Genomic DNA, 21,261 nt, shown 5'->3' with positions numbered 1-21,261 from the left:
CGTTTGTTGAGAACCTGCATTCGCAGGCCCTGACGGAAAACATCATTCTTTAAAATCGTTGGCGTCCAATTCATGGCGCGACAGCAATTTATAAAACTCGGTACGGTTGCGTCCCGCCATGCGCGCGGCCTGGGTTACGTTACCCTTGGTGATCTGCAACAGCTTGCGCAGATAGTGCAATTCAAACTGATTACGCGCCTCGACGAAGGTCGGCAACGCGGTATTTTCCCCTTCCAGCGCCTGTTCCACCAGCGCTTCGCTGATCACCGGCGCGGACGTCAACGCCACGCACTGTTCGATCACGTTTACCAGTTGACGCACGTTGCCCGGCCAGGTGGCGGTCATCAGGCGTTTCATGGCATCGGAAGAGAAGCTGCGGACGAACGGCTTGTGGCGCTTGGCGGATTCACGCAGCAGATGATTGGCCAGCAGCGGAATGTCTTCAGCCCGTTCATTCAGCGCAGGGATCTTCAGGTTCACCACGTTCAGGCGGTAGTAGAGATCCTCGCGGAACTCGTTTTTCGCCATTGCCTTTTGCAGATCACGGTGGGTGGCGGAAATAATCCGCACATCGATGTCCAGATCGCGGTTGCTGCCCAATGGGCGCACCTTGCGCTCCTGCAGTACGCGCAGCAGCTTAACCTGTAACGACAGCGGCATATCGCCGATCTCATCGAGAAACAGCGTGCCGCCCGCCGCCGCCTGGAACAGCCCTTCACGGCTGCTGACCGCGCCGGTAAAGGCCCCTTTGGCGTGACCGAACAGCTCAGACTCCAGCAGTTGTTCCGGCAAGGCACCGCAGTTAATGGCGATAAAGGCTTTCTTGCCGCGTGGGCTGGCGCCGTGGATAGCCTGGGCCAACACTTCTTTACCGGTGCCGCTGTGGCCGTTGATCAGTACGCTGACGTCGGACTGCGCCACCATTTTCGCCTGTTCCAGCAGGCGCAGCATAATCGGGCTGCGGGTGACGATATCTTCGCGCCAACTGTCATCACCGGCCGGCAGGGAGAGCGACAGCGCTTCATCAATGGCCTTGTACAGCGCATCGCGATCCACCGGTTTGGTGAGGAAGCTGAACACGCCCTGCTGAGTGGCGGCTACCGCATCCGGGATCGAACCATGGGCGGTAAGAATGATCACCGGCATGCCAGGCTGATGCTTTTGAATTTCGGCAAACAGCGCCATGCCGTCCATTTCGTCCATCCGCAGATCGCTGATCACCAGATCAATCTGTTCACGCCCCAACAGGCGCAGCGCTTCCTGGCCGCTTTCCGCAGTGGTGACATGAAAACCTTCGCTGGTCAGGCGCATTCCCAACAGCTTGAGCAGGCTGGGATCGTCGTCAACCAATAACAAATTGGCCGGTTTGCGTGCTGTCATCGCGCGTGAGACTCCTTGTTGGCGGGGGGCGGCGCGTAGGTATCTTCCGGATCCACCGGCAGGGCGGTGCCCTTTTCCGGTTCGGCTTCCGGTTCTGCGGCCTTGCCCGACGCGGCGTTTTTATCTGCGGCGTCGGTTTTTTGCTGTGTCGTGCCGTTATCCGGGATTTCGCCCTGCAGTTGCTTGCGCGAGGAGAGCTGACGTTCGATATCGGTCAGATTCTCCAGCTTGCGCGAGGTATCCTGTAACTGAGCCTGCAAACGGATCTGGCTCTGCCGCAGCGCATCTATCTGGCTGTCCGAGCCTTCCTGCAGATGCTGATAGCGCGCCTTTTCATCGAACAAGGTGATCTGCAGAACCTGCTGCTGGCGCCACAGTTGCAGCAACGGGCGCAAGGAACTTGGGAACGCCAGACGGTAACTGTTCAGACGATCGATCATCTGGCGACGTTCGCCCGACGTCGGCTCGGCGCTGCCCAGCAGAATACTTTGCTTGAAAATGCCGTCCCAGCTGTCGCCAGGCAGGGTTTTCGCCAGCGAGCGCGCCTGGGTCGACCCAACGCGATCGGCGCAATCCATCGCGCGCAGCCAGTAAAGTGAATTATTCAAAGCGTCTTTGTCGTCGAGCTGCCACAGGGTATCGCAGGCCGCGATGCGGTAATCCACCACTTTGGTGTCTGGGATCGCTTCTTGCTGCTGCTGACTCAGGCCGCTGCTGACCGCGCGATCGACGCAGCCTGCCAGCAAGAACGGCACACAAAGAACGCTGCCTAAAAAGGAAAGACGACGCTTGCCGAGTGGCGCGCTCTGCGTGGCACGCGGTGAACGTTCGGTCTGCGATAGACGAAGGCGTTTAGACCATGTGTACATTATTTATTCATTCTCGGCGGTTAATGGCAATTCAATGCGGAAGCAGACGTCTGCACCGGCGACTTCCACCAGCTGCAACTCACCGCGCATCCGGCGGATACAATCCTGAGCGATGCTCAACCCCAGACCGCTTCCTTTTACTGCCCCTTTTCGCTGGTGGCTACCCTGGAAAAAAGGCTCAAAAATCATGGCTTGTTCAGCTTCGGGGATTGGCGTGCCGCTGTTGGCGACATCAATCTGCACCCGTTGCCCAACCTGACGGCTGCGAATCCAAATGTTACCGGATTCCTTGCCGTAGTGCACCGCATTGGAGTAGAGATTATCCAGCACGCGCATTAAAAGCGTAGGCTCTGCCCAACAAATTTCCGCATCCAATTTGATCTCGGTACGGATCATTTTGGCCCTGGCCGGCAGACTGTGCGCGGCGACCACCAACTCGACCATATCGCGCAGCTCGACATTCTCATGCTCCGCCGGGCCATCGGCCAGTTTACGGTTGTAATCCAGCAGTTGTTCGATCAGTTGCTGCAAGTGGCGGCTGCTGCCGTCGAGAATGGTCACTACCTCTTTCTGATCGGAGGTCAGCGGGCCAGCCACTTCGTCGGCCAACAGCTCGGTGCCCTCGCGCATGCTGGCCAGCGGCGTCTTCAATTCATGCGAGATATGGCGCAGGAACTCATGCCGCTGCGACTCCAGCCACGCCAGGCGCTCACTCAGCCAGATAATGCGTTGCGCCAACGAACGCAGCTCACGCGGGCCTTTAAACGACTCGGCGTTGCCCAGCGCCCTCCCTTCCCCCAGACGGTTGATCATGCGCTCCACCGCTTTTACCGGGCCGATAATCATGCGGGTGAAGAGCACCACCAGCAGCACGCTGACCAGAAACAGCATCAGCGCCTGCCAGCCGAAGAACTGACCGCGCTCGGCAATCGCCTGCTGCAACTGCTGGCCACGCGAGAACACCACGGCGCGGGTGGCCTGTACCATCTCGGCATTGGAACGCGAGAAAGACTCCAGCAGCGTCGATGCCTGTTTGTCCGGCCCGCTACTCTGGCATTTAATCGCGGCCAGTTGGGTCAGCAGGCTGCGCAACGTTTGATAATAGCGTTCATCCGGCAGGATTGGCGCATGGGCGTCCAACATCTGCGAATACTGTTTACGCTGGTTTTGGTACAGCCGCTCCAGGGTGGGATCCACCAGCACGCAATACTGACGATAGCTGCGCTCCATCTCCAGCGCCACGCTGGTCATCGCCTCGCTGCGCCGTGCATCCACCAGCGTGGTACGGTTGATGTCCGCGGCCTGCGCGCTGAGATGATCCAGGCTTTGATAAGCCTGATAAGCCAACACCAACAGCGGCAGCAGCACCAGCAGAAACGCCATCAGTACCAACTGACGCAGCGAGCGGGGGAATAAACGCCATCTTTTCAACGAAATCATCTCATTGTCTCTCATCTGCTTCGATGCTAACCGAGTCACCGGTGAGAGGAAAGCCCGGCGTTCAGCGGAGCGTCAGGAAAATAGGGGGAGTCGAGCTGTGAGGATGGGGAGTTTGTGTTTGGACCTATCGTATATACCCAAAATAATTGGCGTTGCGTCAAGGCGACAAGCTTGTAAGTCCCCAGGAGCTTACTCAAGTAAGTGACTGGAGCGCAAAAGCGCAGTCAACACAGATGCAACTTCAAGTATGAAGGGTATTTGACGCTGGGGCAAAACTGCCCCACCGCAAGAAAGAGTGGATGCCCTTGAATCTCGTCCCCAGGGTGATGTAGCACAAGGCTGGCATCGAACAGGACGAATAGCATCCATAAGTATCCGGGATTGATGAACACTCATCACAGTTGGATACAGGCGGTGCCTCACTCCACGTGTCGCCCGATGCTTGATAAAGCCGCTTGCGCGTCTGTTATCGGTTTGGTTGGACGATAGGCACCATTTCTTTGGCATCATTCGGAGGCTTATGAGGCAAATTTTCCGTTTAAATACGGGCCATCATAAAAAGTTGAATGAGCAACTGGAGAGAATAATGCACTTAGCATGCCAACTTTTCAACAAAATAATTAACTCATTGAATACATGTAAAAATAAATAAAAATACAGCCCATAAATCCAAATTGACTCGCCGGGGTGCGTTTAAAAAACAACCACCCTGTCGTCAAAAGCCGACAACTTAAGCCAATTAATTTTTCAGCATTATAAATCAATGAGTTAAATGTCTCTTTTTAGAGACATGGAAAACAGCCTCTGTCGCAAAATGCAGACAATGATAAACCGGCATCAGCGCAATAAGTAAAAAGGAGGCGCAATCTCTTGCGCCCCCTTTCGTTACCGCGTGGTAACCGCTTAGCCCAGTTGCTTGCGGGCGTTGCGGAACATGCGCATCCACGGGCTGTCTTCGCCCCACTCTTCCGGGTGCCATGAGTTGCTCACGGTACGGAATACACGTTCCGGGTGCGGCATCATCACCGTCGCACGGCCGTTGCTGCTGGTCACTGCGGTGATGCCGTTTGGCGAACCGTTAGGGTTGGCTGGATAGGTTTCCGTTACCTGGCCGGCATTGTCCACAAAGCGCAATGCCACCAGGCCGTTGCTTTCCAGCGCCGCCAAGTGCGCGGCATCACGCACTTCAACATGCCCTTCACCGTGGGATACGGCGATCGGCATGCGTGAACCGGTCATACCCTGCATGAACAGCGACGGGCTGGCCGCCACTTCCACCAGGCTGAAACGCGCTTCGAAGCGGTCTGACAGGTTGCGTACGAAACGTGGCCAGTGTTCGGCACCCGGGATCAGATCTCGCAGGTTCGACATCATCTGGCAACCGTTGCACACGCCCAATGCCAGGGTCTGCGGACGGTGGAAGAAGGATTCGAATTCGTCACGAACGCGGTCGTTGAACAGAATCGACTTCGCCCAGCCTTCGCCGGCGCCCAGTACGTCGCCGTATGAGAAACCGCCACAGGCAACCAGCGTATGGAAGTCCTGCAGATCACGACGCCCTTCCAGCAGATCGCTCATGTGAACGTCTACCGCATCGAAGCCGGCGCGGTGGAACGCGGCAGCCATCTCAACGTGGGAGTTAACGCCCTGCTCGCGCAGCACCGCCACTTTAGGGCGTGCGCCCCTGGCAATGTAAGGCGCGGCAATGTCTTCTTCCGGCGCAAAGGTCAGCTTGACGTTCAGTCCTGGATCGCGATCGTCCTGCTTGGCCTGATGTTCCTGATCGGCGCATGCCGGGTTATCGCGCAGGCGTTGCATCTGCCAGGTGGTTTCCGCCCACCAGGTGCGCAGGGTCGCGCGGCTTTGGCTGTAAAGCGCTTTGTCGCCTTGAGTAATGACAAAGCGATCGCCGGCCTGCACGCTGCCGATGTGATGCACATTGTCCGTCAGGCCGTGTTGAGCAAATACCTGCTGCACCGCTTCAAGCTGTCCGGCCGTGACCTGAATCACCGCACCCAGCTCTTCGTTGAACAGCGCTGCCAGCGCATCGTCGCCCAGCCCTTTGATATCCACGTTCACGCCGCAGTGACCGGCAAACGCCATTTCCGCCAGCGTAACCAGAAGGCCACCGTCGGAACGGTCGTGGTAAGCCAGCAGAGCGCGATCGGCCACCAGTTGCTGCATCGCGTTGAAGAAGCCCGCCAGTTGTTCTACGTTGCGCACGTCGGCCGGTTTGTCGCCCAGTTGGCGATAAACCTGCGCCAGTGCGGTAGCGCCCAGCGCGTTGTGGCCATTGCCCAGGTCGATCAGCAGCAGCGCGCTGTCGCCCTTATCGGTACGCAGTTGCGGCGTCACGGTGTGGCGAACGTCTTCTACGCGGGCAAAACCGGTGATTACCAGTGACAGCGGCGATGTCATTTCGCGTTGCTCTTCACCTTCCTGCCAGCGGGTTTTCATCGACATCGAGTCTTTGCCCACCGGAATGGTGATGCCCAGCGCCGGGCAAAGCTCTTCGCCCACCGCTTTCACCGCGGCATACAGGCCGGCGTCCTCACCTGGGTGACCCGCTGCCGCCATCCAGTTAGCGGAAAGCTTCACACGCTTGAGCGAACCGATTTCGGTCGCTGCCAGGTTAGTCAGCGCTTCCCCTACCGCCAGGCGGCCGGAGGCGGCGAAGTCCAGCAAGGCAACCGGCGCACGTTCGCCGATCGACATCGCTTCACCATAGTAACTGTCCAGGCTGGCGGTGGTCACCGCGCAGTCGGCTACCGGGATCTGCCACGGGCCAACCATCTGGTCACGCGCCACCATGCCGGTTACGGTACGGTCGCCAATAGTGATCAGGAAGGTTTTCTCTGCCACAGCCGGCAAATGCAGAACGCGTTTTACCGCATCCTCCAGGGTGATGTTCGCACGTTGAATCGGCTCGCCCTTGACCTGCAGACTGGTCACGTCACGCGTCATCTTCGGCGTTTTGCCCAGCAGCACGTCCAGCGGCATGTCGATCGGTTGATTGTCGAAATGGCTGTCGTTCAGCGTCAAATGCAGCTCTTCGGTGGCTTCGCCGATGACCGCATAAGGTGCGCGCTCACGGCGGCAAATTTCGTCAAACTGCGCCATCTGCGCCGGCGCAATCGCCATCACATAGCGTTCCTGCGATTCGTTGCACCACACTTCCAGCGGGCTCATGCCCGGCTCGTCGTTAAGGATATCGCGCAGTTCGAAACGGCCGCCGCGGCCCCCGTCGCTGACCAGTTCCGGCATGGCGTTAGACAGGCCGCCGGCACCTACGTCGTGGATAAACAGAATCGGGTTTTGTTCGCCCAACTGCCAGCAGCGGTCGATCACTTCCTGACAGCGACGTTCCATTTCCGGGTTGTCGCGCTGCACCGAGGCGAAATCCAGATCGGCATCGGACTGACCGGACGCCATGGAAGAAGCCGCGCCGCCGCCCAGACCGATATTCATCGCCGGGCCGCCCAGCACCACCAGCTTGGCGCCCACGGTGATCTCACCTTTCTGCACGTGATCGGCGCGGATGTTGCCGATACCGCCCGCCAGCATGATGGGCTTGTGGTAGCCGCGCAATTCGACGCCGTTGTGGCTGTTGACCTGCTCTTCATAGGTACGGAAGTAGCCTACCAGCGCAGGACGACCGAATTCGTTGTTGAACGCCGCGCCGCCCAATGGGCCGTCGGTCATGATATCCAGTGCGGTAACGATGCGATCCGGTTTGCCGAAATCCTGCTCCCACGGCTGTTCGAAACCGGGAATACGCAGGTTGGAAACCGAGAAGCCCACCAGACCGGCCTTGGGCTTGGCACCGCGGCCGGTGGCACCTTCGTCGCGGATCTCGCCGCCGGAACCGGTAGCGGCACCCGGCCATGGGGAGATCGCCGTCGGGTGGTTATGGGTTTCCACCTTCATCAGGATATGCGCGTCTTCCTGATGGTAGTCGTACTGGCCGTTTTCCGGCGCGGCGAAGAAACGGCCGACCTGAGAACCTTCCATGACCGCCGCGTTGTCTTTATAAGCGGACAGTACGTAATCCGGCGTCTGCTCGAAGGTGTTTTTGATCATTTTGAACAGCGACTTCGGTTGCTGTTCGCCGTCGATGATCCAGTCGGCGTTGAAAATCTTGTGGCGGCAGTGCTCGGAGTTGGCCTGCGCGAACATATAGAGTTCGATATCCGTCGGGTTGCGCCCCAGACCGGTAAAGGCATTCAGCAGATAGTCGATTTCATCCTGCGCCAGCGCCAGCCCCAGCTTGAGGTTGGCCTGTTCCAGCGCGCTGCGCCCTTCGCCCAGCATGTCGACCGCCTGGTACGGCGCCGGCTGATGCTGAGCAAACAGTTGTTCTGCCTGCTGCAGGTCGCTGAATACCGTTTCCATCATGCGATCGTGCAGCAACGCGGCAAGTTGTTGCCACTGCGCTTCGGTCAGCGTCGGCGCCTTGACGTAAAACGCCAGGCCGCGCTCCAGCCGCACCACTTGCTTCAAACCGCAGTTGTGGGCGATATCGCTGGCTTTGGAGGACCAGGGTGAAATGGTACCCGGACGCGGCGTCACCAACAGCAGGCGGCCTTCAGGGGCATGTTCGGCGAGAGAGGGGCCGTACTTGAGCAGGCGCGTGAGCTTGCCATGTTCTTCGGCACTTAGCGGTGCGCTAACATCGGCAAAGTGGACGTACTCGGCGTAGATATCACTGACCGGAAGTTGAGCGTCCTGACAGCGGGACAGCAGTTTGGTAATACGAAAAGCCGACAAAGCGGGCGAACCACGCAGTATTTCCATAATCAAAGTTCTCTCGTCTTCGAAGCAACTGACTTCAGCACTTCTTTGGGCGCAACAGGGGAAAACGCGCGCCATTATAGAGAATCTGCGCCGCCGACGAAACCGTTTGCGCAGCTATTATTGATAAAAGCTGTCGCCACCCTCGAATTGTCATAACGTGTCAATAAAGTTGCACGCTGGCGTTTTGTTGCGCAAAATGCTCCCGCACTGGTGATTTAACCATAAGAAAAGACTGACCATCGGTCACCGGCGCACCCGTGCCACCACTGGATAACTATTTGAAACGCCTAAAAATAAACTACATTCTCATCGGTGTTGTTACCTTGCTTCTGGCGCTTGCCCTGTGGCCCAATATTGCCTGGCGCGGTGGCCAGGGAGGGCAGCTCGAAGAGATCAAATCCCGTGGCGAGCTGCGTATCAGTACGCTGAACACGCCGCTAACCTATTTCACCACCAAACAGGGGCCGGGTGGGCTCGATTACGAGCTGGCGAAACGCTTCGCCAATTACCTGGGCGTGAAGCTGGTGGTGATCCCGCACAACAATATCAATGACCTGTTTGACGATCTGGACGATGACGACGCCGATCTGCTGGCCGCCGGCCTGATCTACAATCGGGATCGCCTCAGCCGCGCACGCACCGGCCCGGCCTATTATTCCGTATCCCAGCAGTTGGTCTATCGCCTGGGCACCCCTCGGCCAAAAACCTTTGCCGATATTAAAGGCAAGCTGGCGGTCGCCTCCGGCTCCGCGCACGTCAGCACGCTGAAACAGCTTAAGCAAAGCAAATTCCCGGACCTCAGTTGGGAAGCCTCCAGCGATCTGACCTCAAAAGAACTGCTGGAACAGGTGGCCGACGGCAAACTGGACTATACACTCGGCGACTCCGTGACTATCGCCCTGCTGCAGCGCATCCATCCGCAACTGGCGGTCGCGTTTGACGTCACCGATGAAGAACCGGTCACCTGGTATCTGAAGCGCGGCAACGACGACAGCCTGTATGCGGCGATGCTGGATTTCTATAGCCAGATGGTAGACGACGGCACGCTGGCGCGGCTGGAAGAGAAGTATCTCGGCCACGTCGGCAGTTTCGATTACGTCGATACCAGAACCTTCCTGTCGGCCATCGACTCGGTGTTGCCGACCTTCCGCTCATTGTTTGAAAAGTACGCCAATGAGATCGACTGGAAATTGCTGGCGGCCATCGCCTATCAGGAATCGCATTGGAACCCGCAGGCAACCTCCCCCACCGGCGTACGCGGCCTGATGATGCTGACGCGGGCCACCGCAGACGGCCTGGGGGTCAACGATCGCCTGGATCCCGAGGAAAGCATTCAGGGCGGCGCACTTTACCTGCAAAGGCTGATGGCCAAGGTGCCCGACAGCGTGCCGGAAGACGAACGTATCTGGTTCTCGCTGGCGGCGTACAACATGGGCTGGGGCCATATGCTCGACGCCCGCAAGCTGACCAAAATGCAAAAAGGCAATCCGGACAGCTGGGTAGACGTCAAACAGCGCCTGCCGATGCTCAGCCAAAAACGTTATTACCCGCAGCTGACCTACGGCTATGCGCGCGGGCGCGAAGCTTATAACTACGTGGAAAACATTCGCCGCTATCAGGTCAGCCTGGTCGGCTATCTGCAAGAAAAAGAGAGGAAGGCGGCGCAGGAAGCAGCCGAACGCGAGGCGTTAGGGAAAGGCTATCCGGCCGTTATGCCGGAACTGGCGCTTAACCACTGATTACTCCGGCTTATCCGCCGCACGCTGCGCCAGCTTAAGCGCTTTTTTCTGCTCGCGGCGCAGGCGGAAAAAGTTGCTCAGCGTCGCGGCGCATTCGTCCGCCAGCACACCTGAAGCGATCTCAACCTGATGGTTCATGCCGGGGTGGCGCAAAATATCCACCAGCGATCCTGCTGCACCGGTTTTCACATCGGCCGCGCCGTACACCAGCCGACGAATGCGGCTGTGTACCATTGCGCCGGCGCACATCACGCAGGGCTCCAGGGTGACATACAACGTGGCATTCAACAGGCGATAGTTCTGTAACACCGCTCCACCTTGCCGCAACGCCATGATCTCCGCATGCGCGGTAGGATCGTGGCGGCCAATCGGCCGGTTCCAGCCTTCGCCAATCACCTGATTGTCCAGCACCAGCAGCGCACCCACCGGCACCTCGCCTTCTTCCTGAGCACGTTGGGCAAGCAGCAACGCCTGGCGCATCCAGTATTCATCGTTATATTCAGTCATCGCATAATTCCTCGTGCGCTTTTGCGGCGGGCATTATACACAGTAGGTGCGCTGCATGCTGCGCCCGCGTTAACCAGGGTGAATATATTCGCCCCCAGCAGGCCGGGGACGGCGTCGAACGCTGCGGCTTGAAATGCGGCGGGTATATACTGAACGAATAGCGATGTTATCAGGGATAAGAAACATGAAATTCAGCAAGAAGAACGCCGCCGTGGTACGCAAAGCCCTGAACGGCTGGGTCGGCGAAGGCGCACTGACGGCGCAACAGCGAGAGCAGTTGTTGCAGCATGTGGAAGTCCAGCCTTTCGACTGGCGGCGGCTGGCGCGTTATGCGTTTCTCGCCGCGCTGGCCTCGCTGGTCATTGCCATCACCAGCCTGTTCGCCGACAGCGATTTGTTGGATTGGCTGAGCGGATTGTTCCGCTTCGATGCTCCGGTTCGCATGGCGATGGCCGGCGTATTGGCGGCGCTGGCCTATGTCTGGGCCTTTCGCCGTCGCCGTCGCCATCCGGAAAAACGCTATGGCAATGAGGCCGCTCTGTTCATTGCCGTGCTCTTCACCGCCTGCGCTCTGTGGCAAATGGGCGTCTGGCTGGACAACGGCAGTGGCCGGGTTTCATTGCTGCTGATGTTCGCCGCTCTGCTTTACGGCGTGATTGGCTGGTTCAGCCGCACCGGGCTGGTGTGGTGGTTTGCCCTGCTGTCGCTCGGCAACGCCTTCGGCGCCGAAACCGGTTACCTTTCCGGCTGGGGGGCTTACTGGCTGGGCATGAGCTTCCCGATCCGCTTTATCGCCTTCGGCGCAGTCCTGATCGCCGCGGCATTGCTGCTGCAACCGCTGTTGGCCCGGCGCGGGCTGGAGCGGGTTTCGCTGGCAATGGGGCTGCTGTATCTGTTTATCGCCCTGTGGCTGCTGTCGATCTTCGGCAATTACGGCGATCTTGACAGTTGGTACAGCGTGCGCCAGATCGAACTGTTCCACTGGAGCCTGCTGTTCGGCATCGCTGCCGCAGTGGTCATCTGGCTGGGGCTGAAACGAGATGACGCCATGCTGCGCGGATTCGGGCTGACCTTCCTTTGCATCAATCTTTATACCCGCTTCTTCGAGTTTTTCTGGGACAGCATGCCCAAGGCGATTTTCTTTGTGGCGCTTGGCCTGAGCCTGTGGGCGTTGGGGCATTATGCAGAGAAGATATGGCAGTTGGGACGCAAACCGCATGATCTGACCGATGATTAAGGCGTTATGGCAGCCGTCTTTCAAGCTGCAATTCGAAAACCAGAGGGGATATAAAACGGCAAAGGGCGGAAATCCGCCCCTTTGCTTACTCCAACTGCTGCAACTCCCCCAACTTACTGACCCGCCAGCGGTGCTCGCAAAAGTACAGCAGCGGGTTGTCCTGCTTGCTGTCGCTGTAACCGCTGTACAACCTGAGCGGCGTACCGAGGCGCTGTTCCAGTTGCATCACTTTCTGGACGCCAAGACACCGCATAGCCAGCACCCAGCCGCCGTGACGGCGCACAATGCGGCTGCCGACCAGGCGCACCCGCGACAGAAAAGCGGAGTCCCGATAAACCTGTTCCACCAGCCGCTCCGGTGAACCGGTAATCAGCCACACCTGCGCATCGTGCACATCGAGGTACTGACGCAGGCGCATTTGCACCACCGGAAACGCGGTCACCTTGTCGCGGAAATAGCTGACGAACTGCAGTTCCAGCGCCTTTAACCTGGCCTCCGAACGGCCAAAGGTGATCGACCACAGCAAGACGCTCATCGGCCAGCGCGCAGCACGCCCCATCACCAGCATCGCCAGCCCGACCACCGGCAGCAGCGGCACCACCAACAGCAGATTCAGCGGCAGGTGGCGCAGCAAGAAACGCAAGAAACTGCCAAACATGTCTTCCTGATGCAACGTACCGTCCAGATCAAAGAACACCACACGGCGGCCTTCCACAGCCTCCTGGCTCTGTTTCTCACTCAAACGTTACTCCTCAGGATCGTTGAATCCCATTATCCAGGTGAAAATAAATCCAGCCACAATCGTAATCACCATACCGGCCAGATACAACATCACCTTACCCGAGACAATGGTCAGCGCCAAAGGTAAACCCGAGATACCGAAGGTAATCACCGTCGCCACTTTCCAGTAACTGATCAATGCGCCCCCCACCGCACCGCCGAGGCAGGCGGCAATAAAAGGTTTACCCAGCGGCAGGGTCACGCCGAAAATCAGCGGCTCGCCAATGCCGAGAATACCGACCGGCAGCGCCCCTTTGATCACCTTTTTCAGGCGCGCATTGCGAGTTTTCATTAATACTGCCAGTGCAGCCCCCACTTGCCCCACTCCCGCCATCGCCAGGATCGGCAACAGCGGGTTGGAACCGTGCGCCTGCACCAGCTCGACATGTATGGGTACCAATCCCTGATGCAAACCGGACAACACCAGCGGCAGGAACAGCCCGGACAGCACCGCGCCCACCAGCAACCCGCCTTTGTCGATCGCCAGATTGGCGCCGTGGGCGATGGCGTCCGAGATGTAGCCGCCGAGCGGTTGCAAAATCACAATCGCCAGCGACGCGGTCACCAACGTGGTCAACAGCGGATTGAGGATAAGCTCGATCGACTCCGGCAGCAGGTTGCGCAGACGTTTTTCCACCCAACACATCAGCGCCACCACCAGCAGCACCGCAATCACCCCGCCACGCCCCGGCTGCAACGCCTCGCCGAACAACGTAATCTGCGCCAGCGCCGGGCTGGAGAGAATGCCGGCCATCACGCCGCCCATCGCCTGCGAACCGCCAAACACCCGGGCGGCGTTAACCCCCACCAAGATGTTCATGATGGCGAACACCGCGCTGCCGAAAATCGCCAGCAGCCCGAGCACGTTGGGGTAGTTAACCGCCAGCTCGCCGGCGATGTCGGGCCGCTTCAGCAGGTTGATGATGCCGGTAATCAGGCCCGAGGCAATGAATGCCGGTATCAGCGGGATAAAGACATCGGCCAGTTTTTTCAGTGCGCCGCTCATCGGCGCCGCGTATTTTTGCTTGGCCTGCGCCTTGGTACGAGCGATATCACCACCGCCCACCAACACGGCGGGAGCACCGTTGAGCAGCGCACGCATGGCGTCCACCACCTTGGCGGCGGCACCCGGACCGACAATAAACTGATGCTGATCGCCCTGCTTGATATAGCCCTTAACGCCCGGTAACTGCTTGAGCGCCGGTAAATCAAGGCGCTGTTCGTCACGGACCTCGACGCGAACCCGTGTCATGCAGTTCTCCAGCTTGAGGATATTCTCCTCTCCGCCAATCCCCGCAAGAATCTGTGTTGCCAGTGCCGTTGTCTTGTCCATCGCCCGCCCCAAGTGTGGTTTAACGCGTCAATGCCGCGCGCAAATAGCCGTCGTGCTGCTGCAAGCGACATTGCGCTTCTTCAGCGTCAATACCGGCCAGAATCATCAGAATCGCCGGTTTGACTTCAAAACCGGTCTGCGTCAGCGCCGCCTCCGCCTGGCCGCGTTCGGCGCCGGTGGCTTCCACGACGATGCGGCAGGCGCGATCCACCAGTTTTACGTTGGTAGCCTTCACGTCCACCATCAGGTTTTGATAAACCTTGCCCAGTTTGACCATCGCGCCGGTCGACAGCATGTTCAGCACCAATTTTTGCGCGGTGCCTGATTTCATGCGCGTCGAGCCGGTCAGCGCCTCTGGCCCCACCACCGGTGAAATCGCCACCTGCGCTTCATGGGCGATGGGAGAATCCGGATTACAGGAAATCGCCGCCGTCGGGCACCCCAACTGACGCGCGTAGCGCAGGGCGCCGATCACATAAGGGGTCCGCCCCGATGCCGCCAGCCCCACTACCATGTCGGTGGCCGTCAGCGACAGCGCTTTCAAATCAGCCTCTCCCAACGCTGCGTCATCTTCTGCACCTTCCACAGCCTTCAGCAACGCACCAGGGCCACCGGCAATCAGCCCAACGACCCTGCCGTGCGGCACGCCGAAGGTGGGCGGGCATTCGGAGGCGTCAAGCACGCCGAGACGGCCGCTGGTACCCGCCCCCAGATAAATCAACCGGCCGCCGGCCTTCAGCGCCGTCGCCGCCAGATCTACCGCCTGCGCTATGGCCGGCAGCACCTTCTCAATCGCCTCCGGCACCTTGCGGTCTTCCCGGTTAAAGCAGCTCACCATTTCCAGCGTCGACATTTCATCCAACCCCATGGTGGCCGGGTTTCGTGTTTCAGATACCAATGCACCCAAGTTCATTTTTTACCTCTGAATTTTTAATTCCAAACATGAAATCATTATTTGAATATTTTATTCAACAAAGCGAGTACTATTTGCTATTTTAAAGACGAGCTCACAAAAAATTTTCACTGCGCGTTTTCGCCACCGGCGTGGCAGAATACCCGCTGGTTTCCAGGGAAATACGGGTTGCGCCCCATAATTGCACGTGAGCACCGCTGGCGGTCATTTGAGCGCGCAACCAGGCACGAGTCGTGAGGTTTGCTGGGCCAAATAAGCGCCTCGTAACACCGATGCGCGTTCAAATGACCCCCAGCCCTGTGGGGCTGCGACGGTGCCACGATCAATTATGGGACACAACCTTATGAGCACCCTTCTTCGCATTCGTCAGATGTACCCGACGCTGGCTCAAAACGACCGCAAACTGGCGGATTTCCTGCTGCATAACGCCGAGCAGGCACGCCATCTCAGCTCGCAAAAGCTGGCCCAACTAGCTGGGATCAGCCAGTCGAGCGTGGTGAAATTTGCTCAGAAGATGGGTTACAAAGGCTTCCCTGCATTGAAGCTGGCGCTGAGCGAAACTCTGGCTCAGCCGCAAGCTGAACCGGCGGTCACCGTGCATAACCGGATCCTCAGCAGCGATGCGCTGAAAACGGTCGGTGAAAAGCTATTGGTAGAAAAACAGGCCGCACTGCGCGCTACGCTGGATATCAACAGCGAAGAACGTCTGCATCAAGCGCTGGACATGCTGCGCCAGGCGCGAAGGATCATTTTGGTGGGGATCGGCGCTTCGGGGTTGGTCGCCAAGGATTTCTCCTACAAGTTACTGAAAATTGGTGTGATGGCGATAGCAGAGCCGGATATGCATGTTCAACTGGCGGCGGTACAGGCGCTGGATAAGCGGGATTTGCTGCTGGCGATCTCTTTCAGCGGGGAACGGCGGGAAATCAACCTGGCGGCGGAAGAAGCTCGCCTGGCCGGCGCCAAGGTGCTGGCATTAACCAGTTTCTCGCCGAACGGGCTGCAGCAACGCGCCGATCACTGCCTGTATACCATCGCAGAGGAACCCAACACCCGCAGCGCCGCTATTTCCTCCAGCACCGCCCAGTTCGCCCTCACCGACCTGCTGTTTATGGCCTTGATTCAGCATGATCTCGATCATGCCCGCGACCGAATCAAACACAGCGAACAGTTAGTGAAAAAACTGGTTTAGACGTTATAATCCGCGCTGCGCAAAATACCCCTACCAATGATGAGAGATAAACCATGGCCCTGCTAATCACACGCAAATGCATCAACTGCGATATGTGCGAGCCGGAATGCCCGAATCAGGCCATTTCGATGGGGGAGGATATCTACCAGATCGATAGCGATCGCTGTACCGAATGCGTTGGCCATTACGATATTCCAACCTGCCAGCAGGTATGCCCGATCGATAACACCATTGTGGTTAATCCGCAGCACCGTGAAAGTAACGAACAGCTGTGGGACAAGTTCGTGGTGCTGCATCACGCCGATCGAGTGTAACCGCTACCTTCCGATCGACAAGGGCGCCAACAGGCGCCCTTTGGTTTTACGGCCGATACCGCGTTACCCTTCGATAATTACCGTTGCACAGGCGTAACGGCGTTCATCCGCCAGCGAGACGTGGATAGAGGTAACGCCCATCTCCTGCGCCAACTCTGCGGCGCGAGCGTGCAGACGAATGTTCGGCTTGCCGAGACCGTCATTGAAGACTTCAAACTGATTAAATGCCAGCCCGTTGCGGATACCGGTACCGAAAGCCTTGGCGGCCGCTTCTTTCACCGCAAAGCGCTTGGCGAGAAAGCGTACCGGCTGCTGATGCTGCTGATATACCTCCCACTCGGCCGCACTCAACACGCGGCGTGCCAGGCGATCGCCGCTGCGCTCCACCACGGCTTCAATGCGCGCCATTTCAACGATGTCGGTACCCAGCCCCAGTACGGCCATTAGCGACGCGCTTCCCGCATCAGCAATTTCATGTCGGCAACCGCTGCCGGCAATCCACTCATTACTGCCTGGCCAATAATTGCATGCCCGATATTCAGCTCATACATTTCTGGCAGCGCAGCTATCGGCTGAACGTTATGGTAAGTCAGCCCATGACCGGCGTTGACTTTCAACCCCTTGCCGGCGGCGTAGGTAGCCGCGACTGCAATACGATGCAGCTCGGCCTTCACCGCCAGTTCGCCTTCGGCTTCGGCATAAGCACCGGTATGGATTTCAATATAAGGAGCACCAACTGCCACTGCCGCATCAATCTGGCGATGATCCGGGTCGATAAACAGCGAAACCAAAATGCCGGCCTGTGTCAATCGCTCAACCGCCACGGCCATTTTGTCCTGTTGCCCGGCAACGTCCAGCCCACCCTCGGTGGTCACTTCTTCGCGTTTTTCCGGCACCAGGCAGCAAAACTGCGGCTTCACTTCAATGGCGATATCCAACATTTCGTCGGTCACGGCCATTTCAAGATTCATGCGCGTCTGGATAGTTTGACGCAGAATACGCACGTCGCGATCGGTGATGTGGCGGCGATCTTCACGCAGGTGCACGGTAATGCCGTCAGCGCCTGCCTGTTCGGCGATAAATGCCGCCTGAACCGGATCCGGATATTGGGTTCCGCGCGCGTTACGTAACGTGGCGATGTGATCGATATTAACGCCCAGCAGCAAATCAGCCATGACTACCTCTAAAAAACAATTTTCAGTGTCAGCAGTTTACACGCGGGCGCAGGGCCGCAAAAGAGGAAAAGGTCAGGCGTCGTCGACCGGCGTATCCGGTTGCTTGCGGACAAACTGGCGAAACAGTTCGCGACTCTTCAGCGGCTTGCCGCCAAGATAGGGTTTTAGCGCCATGCGGGTAAAGCGTTTGGCGGCGCGCAAGGTTTGCGCATCGGGGAACTGACGCTCCGCCAGCGCGCGCAGTTCGCGGCCGGTAAAGCTGTAATGATCGACCACCAGGCTGGCGATAAAACCCTTTTCCTCGCGGTAACGGTAGGTCATGCCATCGTCCACCGGCTGGCCGCTGCCGGCGCAGTGCAGGAAATCGAGGCCGTAGCCCAGGTGATTCAGCAATGCGAGTTCAAACTGACGAAGCGCCTGCTCCGGGGAAATGTCTTCCGCCGCCAGCGCCTGCAAACATTGCAGATAATCGAAGAATAATACCGAGTAGTTGGCTTCCTGCTCCAGCACCCGCGACAGCAGTTCGTTCACGTACAGGCCGCTGTACAGCATCATGCCGCTGAGGGGTAAACCGAGGGAGACCGCTTCGGCGTTACGCAGCGTTTTCACTTCGCCACGGCCGCCCCAGCGCACCAGAAGGGGAGTAAAGGGTTGCAGGCAACCCTTCAGGTTGGAGCGGCGGCTGCGAGCGCCTTTTGCCAGCAAGCGCACCCGCCCATGACCTTCCGTGAACATATCCAGCATCAGACTGGTTTCACTGTACGGTCGCCCATGCAGGACGAAAGCGCGCTCCCAACCGTCCATTGGAGAGGTTATTTCAGATCGTCGGTATAGCCCAGACTGCGCAGCGCACGTTCGTCGTCCGCCCAGCCGGATTTCACTTTCACCCACAGTTCCAGATGGACTTTGGTTTCAAACATCTGTTCCATGTCGTGGCGAGCTTCGATACCGATAGTTTTGATCTTCGCGCCTTTGTTGCCGATGACCATTTTCTTCTGGCCTTCGCGCTCAACCAGGATCAGCCCGTGCACGTTGTAACCGCCGCGTTCGTTCGGCACAAACTGTTCGATCTCAACCGTGACCGAGTAAGGCAGCTCTTCACCCAGGAAACGCATCAGCTTTTCACGGATGATTTCCGACGCCATAAAGCGCTGGGAACGGTCGGTGATGTAATCGTCCGGGAAGTGGTGTTCCGCTTCCGGCAGCAGCTTGCGCGCGATAGCGGCGATAGTGTCCACATTCATGCCTTTTTCGGCAGAAATTGGCACCACGTCGAGGAAATTCATCTGCTGGCTCAAGAACGCAATGTGCGGCAACAGCTTGGATTTGTCGGTAACGTTGTCGACCTTGTTGATCGCCAGCAGGACCGGGCATTTCAGGCTGCGCAGCTTGTTGACCACCATTTCATCGTCGGCAGTCCAGTTAGTGCCTTCCACTACGAAGATCACCAGCTCGACGTCGCCGATTGAGCTGCTGGCCGCGCGGTTCATCAAACGGTTGATGGCGCGTTTTTCTTCGATATGCAGACCCGGGGTGTCGACGTAGATAGCCTGATAGGCACCATCGGTGTCGATACCCATAATACGGTGACGGGTCGTCTGCGGTTTACGCGAGGTGATGGAGACTTTTTGCCCCAGCAGTTGGTTGAGCAACGTGGATTTGCCCACGTTGGGACGACCGACTATCGCAATAAAACCACAGTATTGTTTTTCTTCGCTCATTCAAGCTCCAGCTTTTTCAACGCTTGTTCCGCTGCCGCCTGCTCGGCTTTACGGCGGCTTGAGCCGGTACCCACTACCGGTTCGCTCAAACCACTCACCTGGCAGTGGATAGTAAACTCTTGATCGTGCGCCTCACCGCGAACCTGCACCACCAAGTAAGAAGGCAACGGCAGATGACGACCTTGTAAAAACTCCTGCAAACGGGTTTTCGGGTCTTTCTGCTTATCACCGGGGCTGATTTCGTCCAACCGGCTGCGATACCAGTCCAAAATCAGTCGTTCGACGTTTTGAATATCGCTATCCAGGAACACGCCGCCAATCAATGCCTCCACCGTATCCGCCAAGATTGATTCGCGGCGGAATCCACCACTTTTCAACTCACCCGGTCCGAGACGCAGACATTCGCCCAGGTCGAACTCGCGCGCCATCTCTGCCAGCGTATTACCGCGCACCAACGTGGCACGCATGCGGCTCATATCGCCCTCGTCTACGCGAGGAAAACGATGGTAGAGCGCATTGGCGATGACAAAACTAAGAATAGAGTCACCCAGAAACTCAAGACGTTCATTGTGTTTACTGCTGGCGCTACGGTGAGTCAACGCTTGCAGCAAGAGCTCCTGCTGTTGAAAAGTGTAGCCCAGCTTCCGCTGCAGCCTGTTTATTACGATGGGGTTCATGAGTTACCAATAGATCAAGAATGCGTCAAAAACTTGCAGCATACGGAACAGGCCTGCTTCGCCGAAAGCCAATCCAAAGCTGTTTCGTTTGCAGTGGCTCCCAACAGGGAGCCAACTTTTTATCGCTCGAGGGGGTATTCTACAACGAGTGGAAATATAATGCTGCGTTTATAAGCGCGCGATTAATGAATTCCACCGATGCGGCTAAACCTTACGCCGGTTGGCCATTCACCTTCCTGCTTTTCAAAACTCATCCAGATAGCCGTGGCTTTACCCACCAGATTTTTCTCCGGCACGAAGCCCCAATAACGGCTGTCGGCGCTGTTGTCGCGGTTATCACCCATCATGAAGTAATGCCCCGCCGGTACAACCCATTCCGCCAGTGGATTACCCGGCTGCTGGTTGTAAGCGCCCACCTGATCCTGCGTGCCCGGCACGGTCAGAATATGGTGAGAGACAGTGCCCAGCGTTTCCTGGCGCTCACGCAGGCGAATCCCGCCCTGTGGCACGTTATCGCTCTGCGGGATCTGGTAGAAACCGTTGCTGGCTTCGCCCATGCCGCTGCGGCTGAACATCTGTACAAAATCGCTTGGTTGCGCATCGGTGTATGTCACCGCCAGTGCGGTATCGCAAGACTGGCCCTTATTACAGGATGGCTGAACGGTCACGCGTTTATTAACCGGATCGTAAGACACCCGGTCACCCGGTAACCCCACGACACGCTTGATATAATCCAGCTTCGGATCCAGCGGATATTTAAATACCGCAATATCGCCGCGTTTCGGATGGCCGGTTTCAATTAGCGTGGTCTGGGTAATCGGATCTTTAATGCCATAGGCATATTTCTCCACCAGAATAAAATCGCCAATCAACAACGTCGGCATCATTGAACCTGATGGGATCTGGAAAGGTTCGTAAATAAACGAACGCACCACAAAGACCAACAGCAATACCGGGAAAACCGACGCGCCGGTTTCGATCCAACCAGGCTGCTTCGCCACTTTCGCCAGCGTTTTATCGTCTACAGCGCCCGCAGTCTGTGCATTCACCGCCGCAATCTTCTCCCGGCGGGCCGGCGCCCATTTGAAGCGCTCAAAAGCCCATATGATCCCGGTAACCAATGTGGCTATGGCCAGGATCAAGGCAAACATATTCGCCATGCAAACTCCCTAATTACGCGACCTTATCGC

Annotated in this window: 18 protein-coding genes; 4 read left to right on the top strand and 14 right to left on the bottom strand. The window is 57.8% G+C overall.

Annotated elements, in window-relative coordinates; all coding sequences use genetic code 11:
• Nucleotides 1-42 precede the first annotated feature (42 nt).
• From glrR to purL, 4 genes are all read right to left on the bottom strand, one after another.
• Complete coding sequence (gene glrR / locus QZQ97_RS16665) at nt 43-1,380, bottom strand: two-component system response regulator GlrR (protein WP_004952130.1); 1,338 nt, start codon at nt 1,378-1,380, stop codon at nt 43-45.
• The gene (gene qseG, locus QZQ97_RS16660) at nt 1,377-2,249 is read right to left on the bottom strand and encodes a two-component system QseEF-associated lipoprotein QseG (protein WP_311994351.1); all 873 of its coding nucleotides are present in this window, start codon (nt 2,247-2,249) and stop codon (nt 1,377-1,379) included. Before qseG ends, glrR begins: the two co-directional genes overlap by 4 nt.
• A gap of 3 nt (nt 2,250-2,252) precedes the next feature.
• The gene (locus QZQ97_RS16655; protein ID WP_311994350.1) at nt 2,253-3,689 is read right to left on the bottom strand and encodes a sensor histidine kinase; all 1,437 of its coding nucleotides are present in this window, start codon (nt 3,687-3,689) and stop codon (nt 2,253-2,255) included.
• Between the two features lie 903 nt (nt 3,690-4,592).
• Entirely contained in the window at nt 4,593-8,483 is a 3,891-nt protein-coding gene (gene purL / locus QZQ97_RS16650) for a phosphoribosylformylglycinamidine synthase (protein ID WP_311994349.1), read from the bottom strand.
• A 278-nt stretch (nt 8,484-8,761) separates the two neighbouring features.
• Here purL and mltF point away from each other — a divergent pair, with 278 nt between their 5' ends.
• A complete protein-coding gene (mltF, locus tag QZQ97_RS16645) occupies nt 8,762-10,222 on the top strand; it encodes a membrane-bound lytic murein transglycosylase MltF (protein WP_065506493.1) in 1,461 nt (486 codons plus the stop codon).
• On the opposite strand, the gene tadA is transcribed toward mltF, so the two are convergent.
• Entirely contained in the window at nt 10,223-10,729 is a 507-nt protein-coding gene (gene tadA / locus QZQ97_RS16640) for a tRNA adenosine(34) deaminase TadA (RefSeq protein ID WP_004952136.1), read from the bottom strand.
• 184 nt (nt 10,730-10,913) lie between these two features.
• Here tadA and QZQ97_RS16635 point away from each other — a divergent pair, with 184 nt between their 5' ends.
• Entirely contained in the window at nt 10,914-11,966 is a 1,053-nt protein-coding gene (locus QZQ97_RS16635) for a DUF2157 domain-containing protein (RefSeq protein ID WP_311994348.1), read from the top strand.
• A gap of 85 nt (nt 11,967-12,051) precedes the next feature.
• On the opposite strand, the gene yfhb is transcribed toward QZQ97_RS16635, so the two are convergent.
• Genes yfhb through murQ form a run of 3 tightly spaced genes read right to left on the bottom strand, consistent with a single transcriptional unit; the run spans nt 12,052 to nt 14,992 of the window.
• Entirely contained in the window at nt 12,052-12,708 is a 657-nt protein-coding gene (yfhb, locus tag QZQ97_RS16630; RefSeq protein ID WP_311994347.1) for a phosphatidylglycerophosphatase C, read from the bottom strand.
• 3 nt (nt 12,709-12,711) lie between these two features.
• Nucleotides 12,712-14,079: a PTS transporter subunit EIIC gene (locus QZQ97_RS16625; protein ID WP_311994346.1), complete on the bottom strand. Its 1,368-nt coding sequence runs from the start codon at nt 14,077-14,079 to the stop codon at nt 12,712-12,714.
• A gap of 19 nt (nt 14,080-14,098) precedes the next feature.
• Nucleotides 14,099-14,992: an N-acetylmuramic acid 6-phosphate etherase gene (gene murQ / locus QZQ97_RS16620; RefSeq protein WP_311994345.1), complete on the bottom strand. Its 894-nt coding sequence runs from the start codon at nt 14,990-14,992 to the stop codon at nt 14,099-14,101.
• Nucleotides 14,993-15,335: 343 nt separating this feature from the next.
• Between murQ and QZQ97_RS16615 the strand changes: the two genes are divergently transcribed.
• Nucleotides 15,336-16,184 (top strand): MurR/RpiR family transcriptional regulator, encoded by an 849-nt coding sequence (locus tag QZQ97_RS16615; RefSeq protein ID WP_311994344.1) that lies wholly within the window; start codon nt 15,336-15,338, stop codon nt 16,182-16,184.
• A gap of 53 nt (nt 16,185-16,237) precedes the next feature.
• Nucleotides 16,238-16,498, top strand: coding sequence for a YfhL family 4Fe-4S dicluster ferredoxin (locus QZQ97_RS16610; RefSeq protein WP_311994343.1), 261 nt, complete (start codon nt 16,238-16,240; stop codon nt 16,496-16,498).
• 63 nt (nt 16,499-16,561) lie between these two features.
• On the opposite strand, the gene acpS is transcribed toward QZQ97_RS16610, so the two are convergent.
• The 6 genes from acpS to lepB all read right to left on the bottom strand — a co-directional run bounded on the left by acpS (nt 16,562) and on the right by lepB (nt 21,231).
• Nucleotides 16,562-16,942 (bottom strand): holo-ACP synthase, encoded by a 381-nt coding sequence (gene acpS / locus QZQ97_RS16605; protein WP_126528613.1) that lies wholly within the window; start codon nt 16,940-16,942, stop codon nt 16,562-16,564.
• Entirely contained in the window at nt 16,942-17,673 is a 732-nt protein-coding gene (pdxJ, locus tag QZQ97_RS16600; RefSeq protein WP_212557621.1) for a pyridoxine 5'-phosphate synthase, read from the bottom strand. Before pdxJ ends, acpS begins: the two co-directional genes overlap by 1 nt.
• Before the next feature lie 72 nt (nt 17,674-17,745).
• Nucleotides 17,746-18,477 (bottom strand): DNA repair protein RecO, encoded by a 732-nt coding sequence (recO, locus tag QZQ97_RS16595; RefSeq protein ID WP_004953582.1) that lies wholly within the window; start codon nt 18,475-18,477, stop codon nt 17,746-17,748.
• An 8-nt stretch (nt 18,478-18,485) separates the two neighbouring features.
• On the bottom strand, nt 18,486-19,394 hold the full coding sequence (gene era, locus QZQ97_RS16590; RefSeq protein ID WP_119804913.1) for a GTPase Era: 909 nt from the start codon (nt 19,392-19,394) through the stop codon (nt 18,486-18,488).
• Nucleotides 19,391-20,071, bottom strand: coding sequence for a ribonuclease III (gene rnc, locus QZQ97_RS16585; RefSeq protein WP_004953587.1), 681 nt, complete (start codon nt 20,069-20,071; stop codon nt 19,391-19,393). Before rnc ends, era begins: the two co-directional genes overlap by 4 nt.
• Nucleotides 20,072-20,253: 182 nt before the next feature.
• The gene (gene lepB / locus QZQ97_RS16580) at nt 20,254-21,231 is read right to left on the bottom strand and encodes a signal peptidase I (protein WP_311994342.1); all 978 of its coding nucleotides are present in this window, start codon (nt 21,229-21,231) and stop codon (nt 20,254-20,256) included.
• Nucleotides 21,232-21,261 lie beyond the last annotated feature (30 nt).

The organism is Serratia sp. root2, from assembly GCF_031931805.1.
GTDB lineage: Bacteria > Pseudomonadota > Gammaproteobacteria > Enterobacterales > Enterobacteriaceae > Serratia > Serratia inhibens.
Note: the sequence above shows the minus strand (reverse complement) of the source record. Positions and strands in the feature narration are given on the sequence as shown.

Excerpts from the sequence above, each read along its gene's own strand:
- QZQ97_RS16635 (WP_311994348.1), top strand. The coding sequence starts at position 10,914 with ATGAAATTCAGCAAGAAGAACGCCGCCGTGGTACGCAAAGCCCTGAAC.
- QZQ97_RS16615 (WP_311994344.1), top strand. The coding sequence starts at position 15,336 with ATGAGCACCCTTCTTCGCATTCGTCAGATGTACCCGACGCTGGCTCAA.
- acpS (WP_126528613.1), bottom strand. The coding sequence starts at position 16,942 with ATGGCCGTACTGGGGCTGGGTACCGACATCGTTGAAATGGCGCGCATT.
- purL (WP_311994349.1), bottom strand. The coding sequence starts at position 8,483 with ATGGAAATACTGCGTGGTTCGCCCGCTTTGTCGGCTTTTCGTATTACC.
- tadA (WP_004952136.1), bottom strand. The coding sequence starts at position 10,729 with ATGACTGAATATAACGATGAATACTGGATGCGCCAGGCGTTGCTGCTT.
- lepB (WP_311994342.1), bottom strand. The coding sequence starts at position 21,231 with ATGGCGAATATGTTTGCCTTGATCCTGGCCATAGCCACATTGGTTACC.
- era (WP_119804913.1), bottom strand. The coding sequence starts at position 19,394 with ATGAGCGAAGAAAAACAATACTGTGGTTTTATTGCGATAGTCGGTCGT.
- rnc (WP_004953587.1), bottom strand. The coding sequence starts at position 20,071 with ATGAACCCCATCGTAATAAACAGGCTGCAGCGGAAGCTGGGCTACACT.
- QZQ97_RS16610 (WP_311994343.1), top strand. The coding sequence starts at position 16,238 with ATGGCCCTGCTAATCACACGCAAATGCATCAACTGCGATATGTGCGAG.
- qseG (WP_311994351.1), bottom strand. The coding sequence starts at position 2,249 with ATGTACACATGGTCTAAACGCCTTCGTCTATCGCAGACCGAACGTTCA.
- murQ (WP_311994345.1), bottom strand. The coding sequence starts at position 14,992 with ATGAACTTGGGTGCATTGGTATCTGAAACACGAAACCCGGCCACCATG.
- pdxJ (WP_212557621.1), bottom strand. The coding sequence starts at position 17,673 with ATGGCTGATTTGCTGCTGGGCGTTAATATCGATCACATCGCCACGTTA.
- glrR (WP_004952130.1), bottom strand. The coding sequence starts at position 1,380 with ATGACAGCACGCAAACCGGCCAATTTGTTATTGGTTGACGACGATCCC.
- QZQ97_RS16625 (WP_311994346.1), bottom strand. The coding sequence starts at position 14,079 with ATGGACAAGACAACGGCACTGGCAACACAGATTCTTGCGGGGATTGGC.
- QZQ97_RS16655 (WP_311994350.1), bottom strand. The coding sequence starts at position 3,689 with ATGATTTCGTTGAAAAGATGGCGTTTATTCCCCCGCTCGCTGCGTCAG.
- recO (WP_004953582.1), bottom strand. The coding sequence starts at position 18,477 with ATGGACGGTTGGGAGCGCGCTTTCGTCCTGCATGGGCGACCGTACAGT.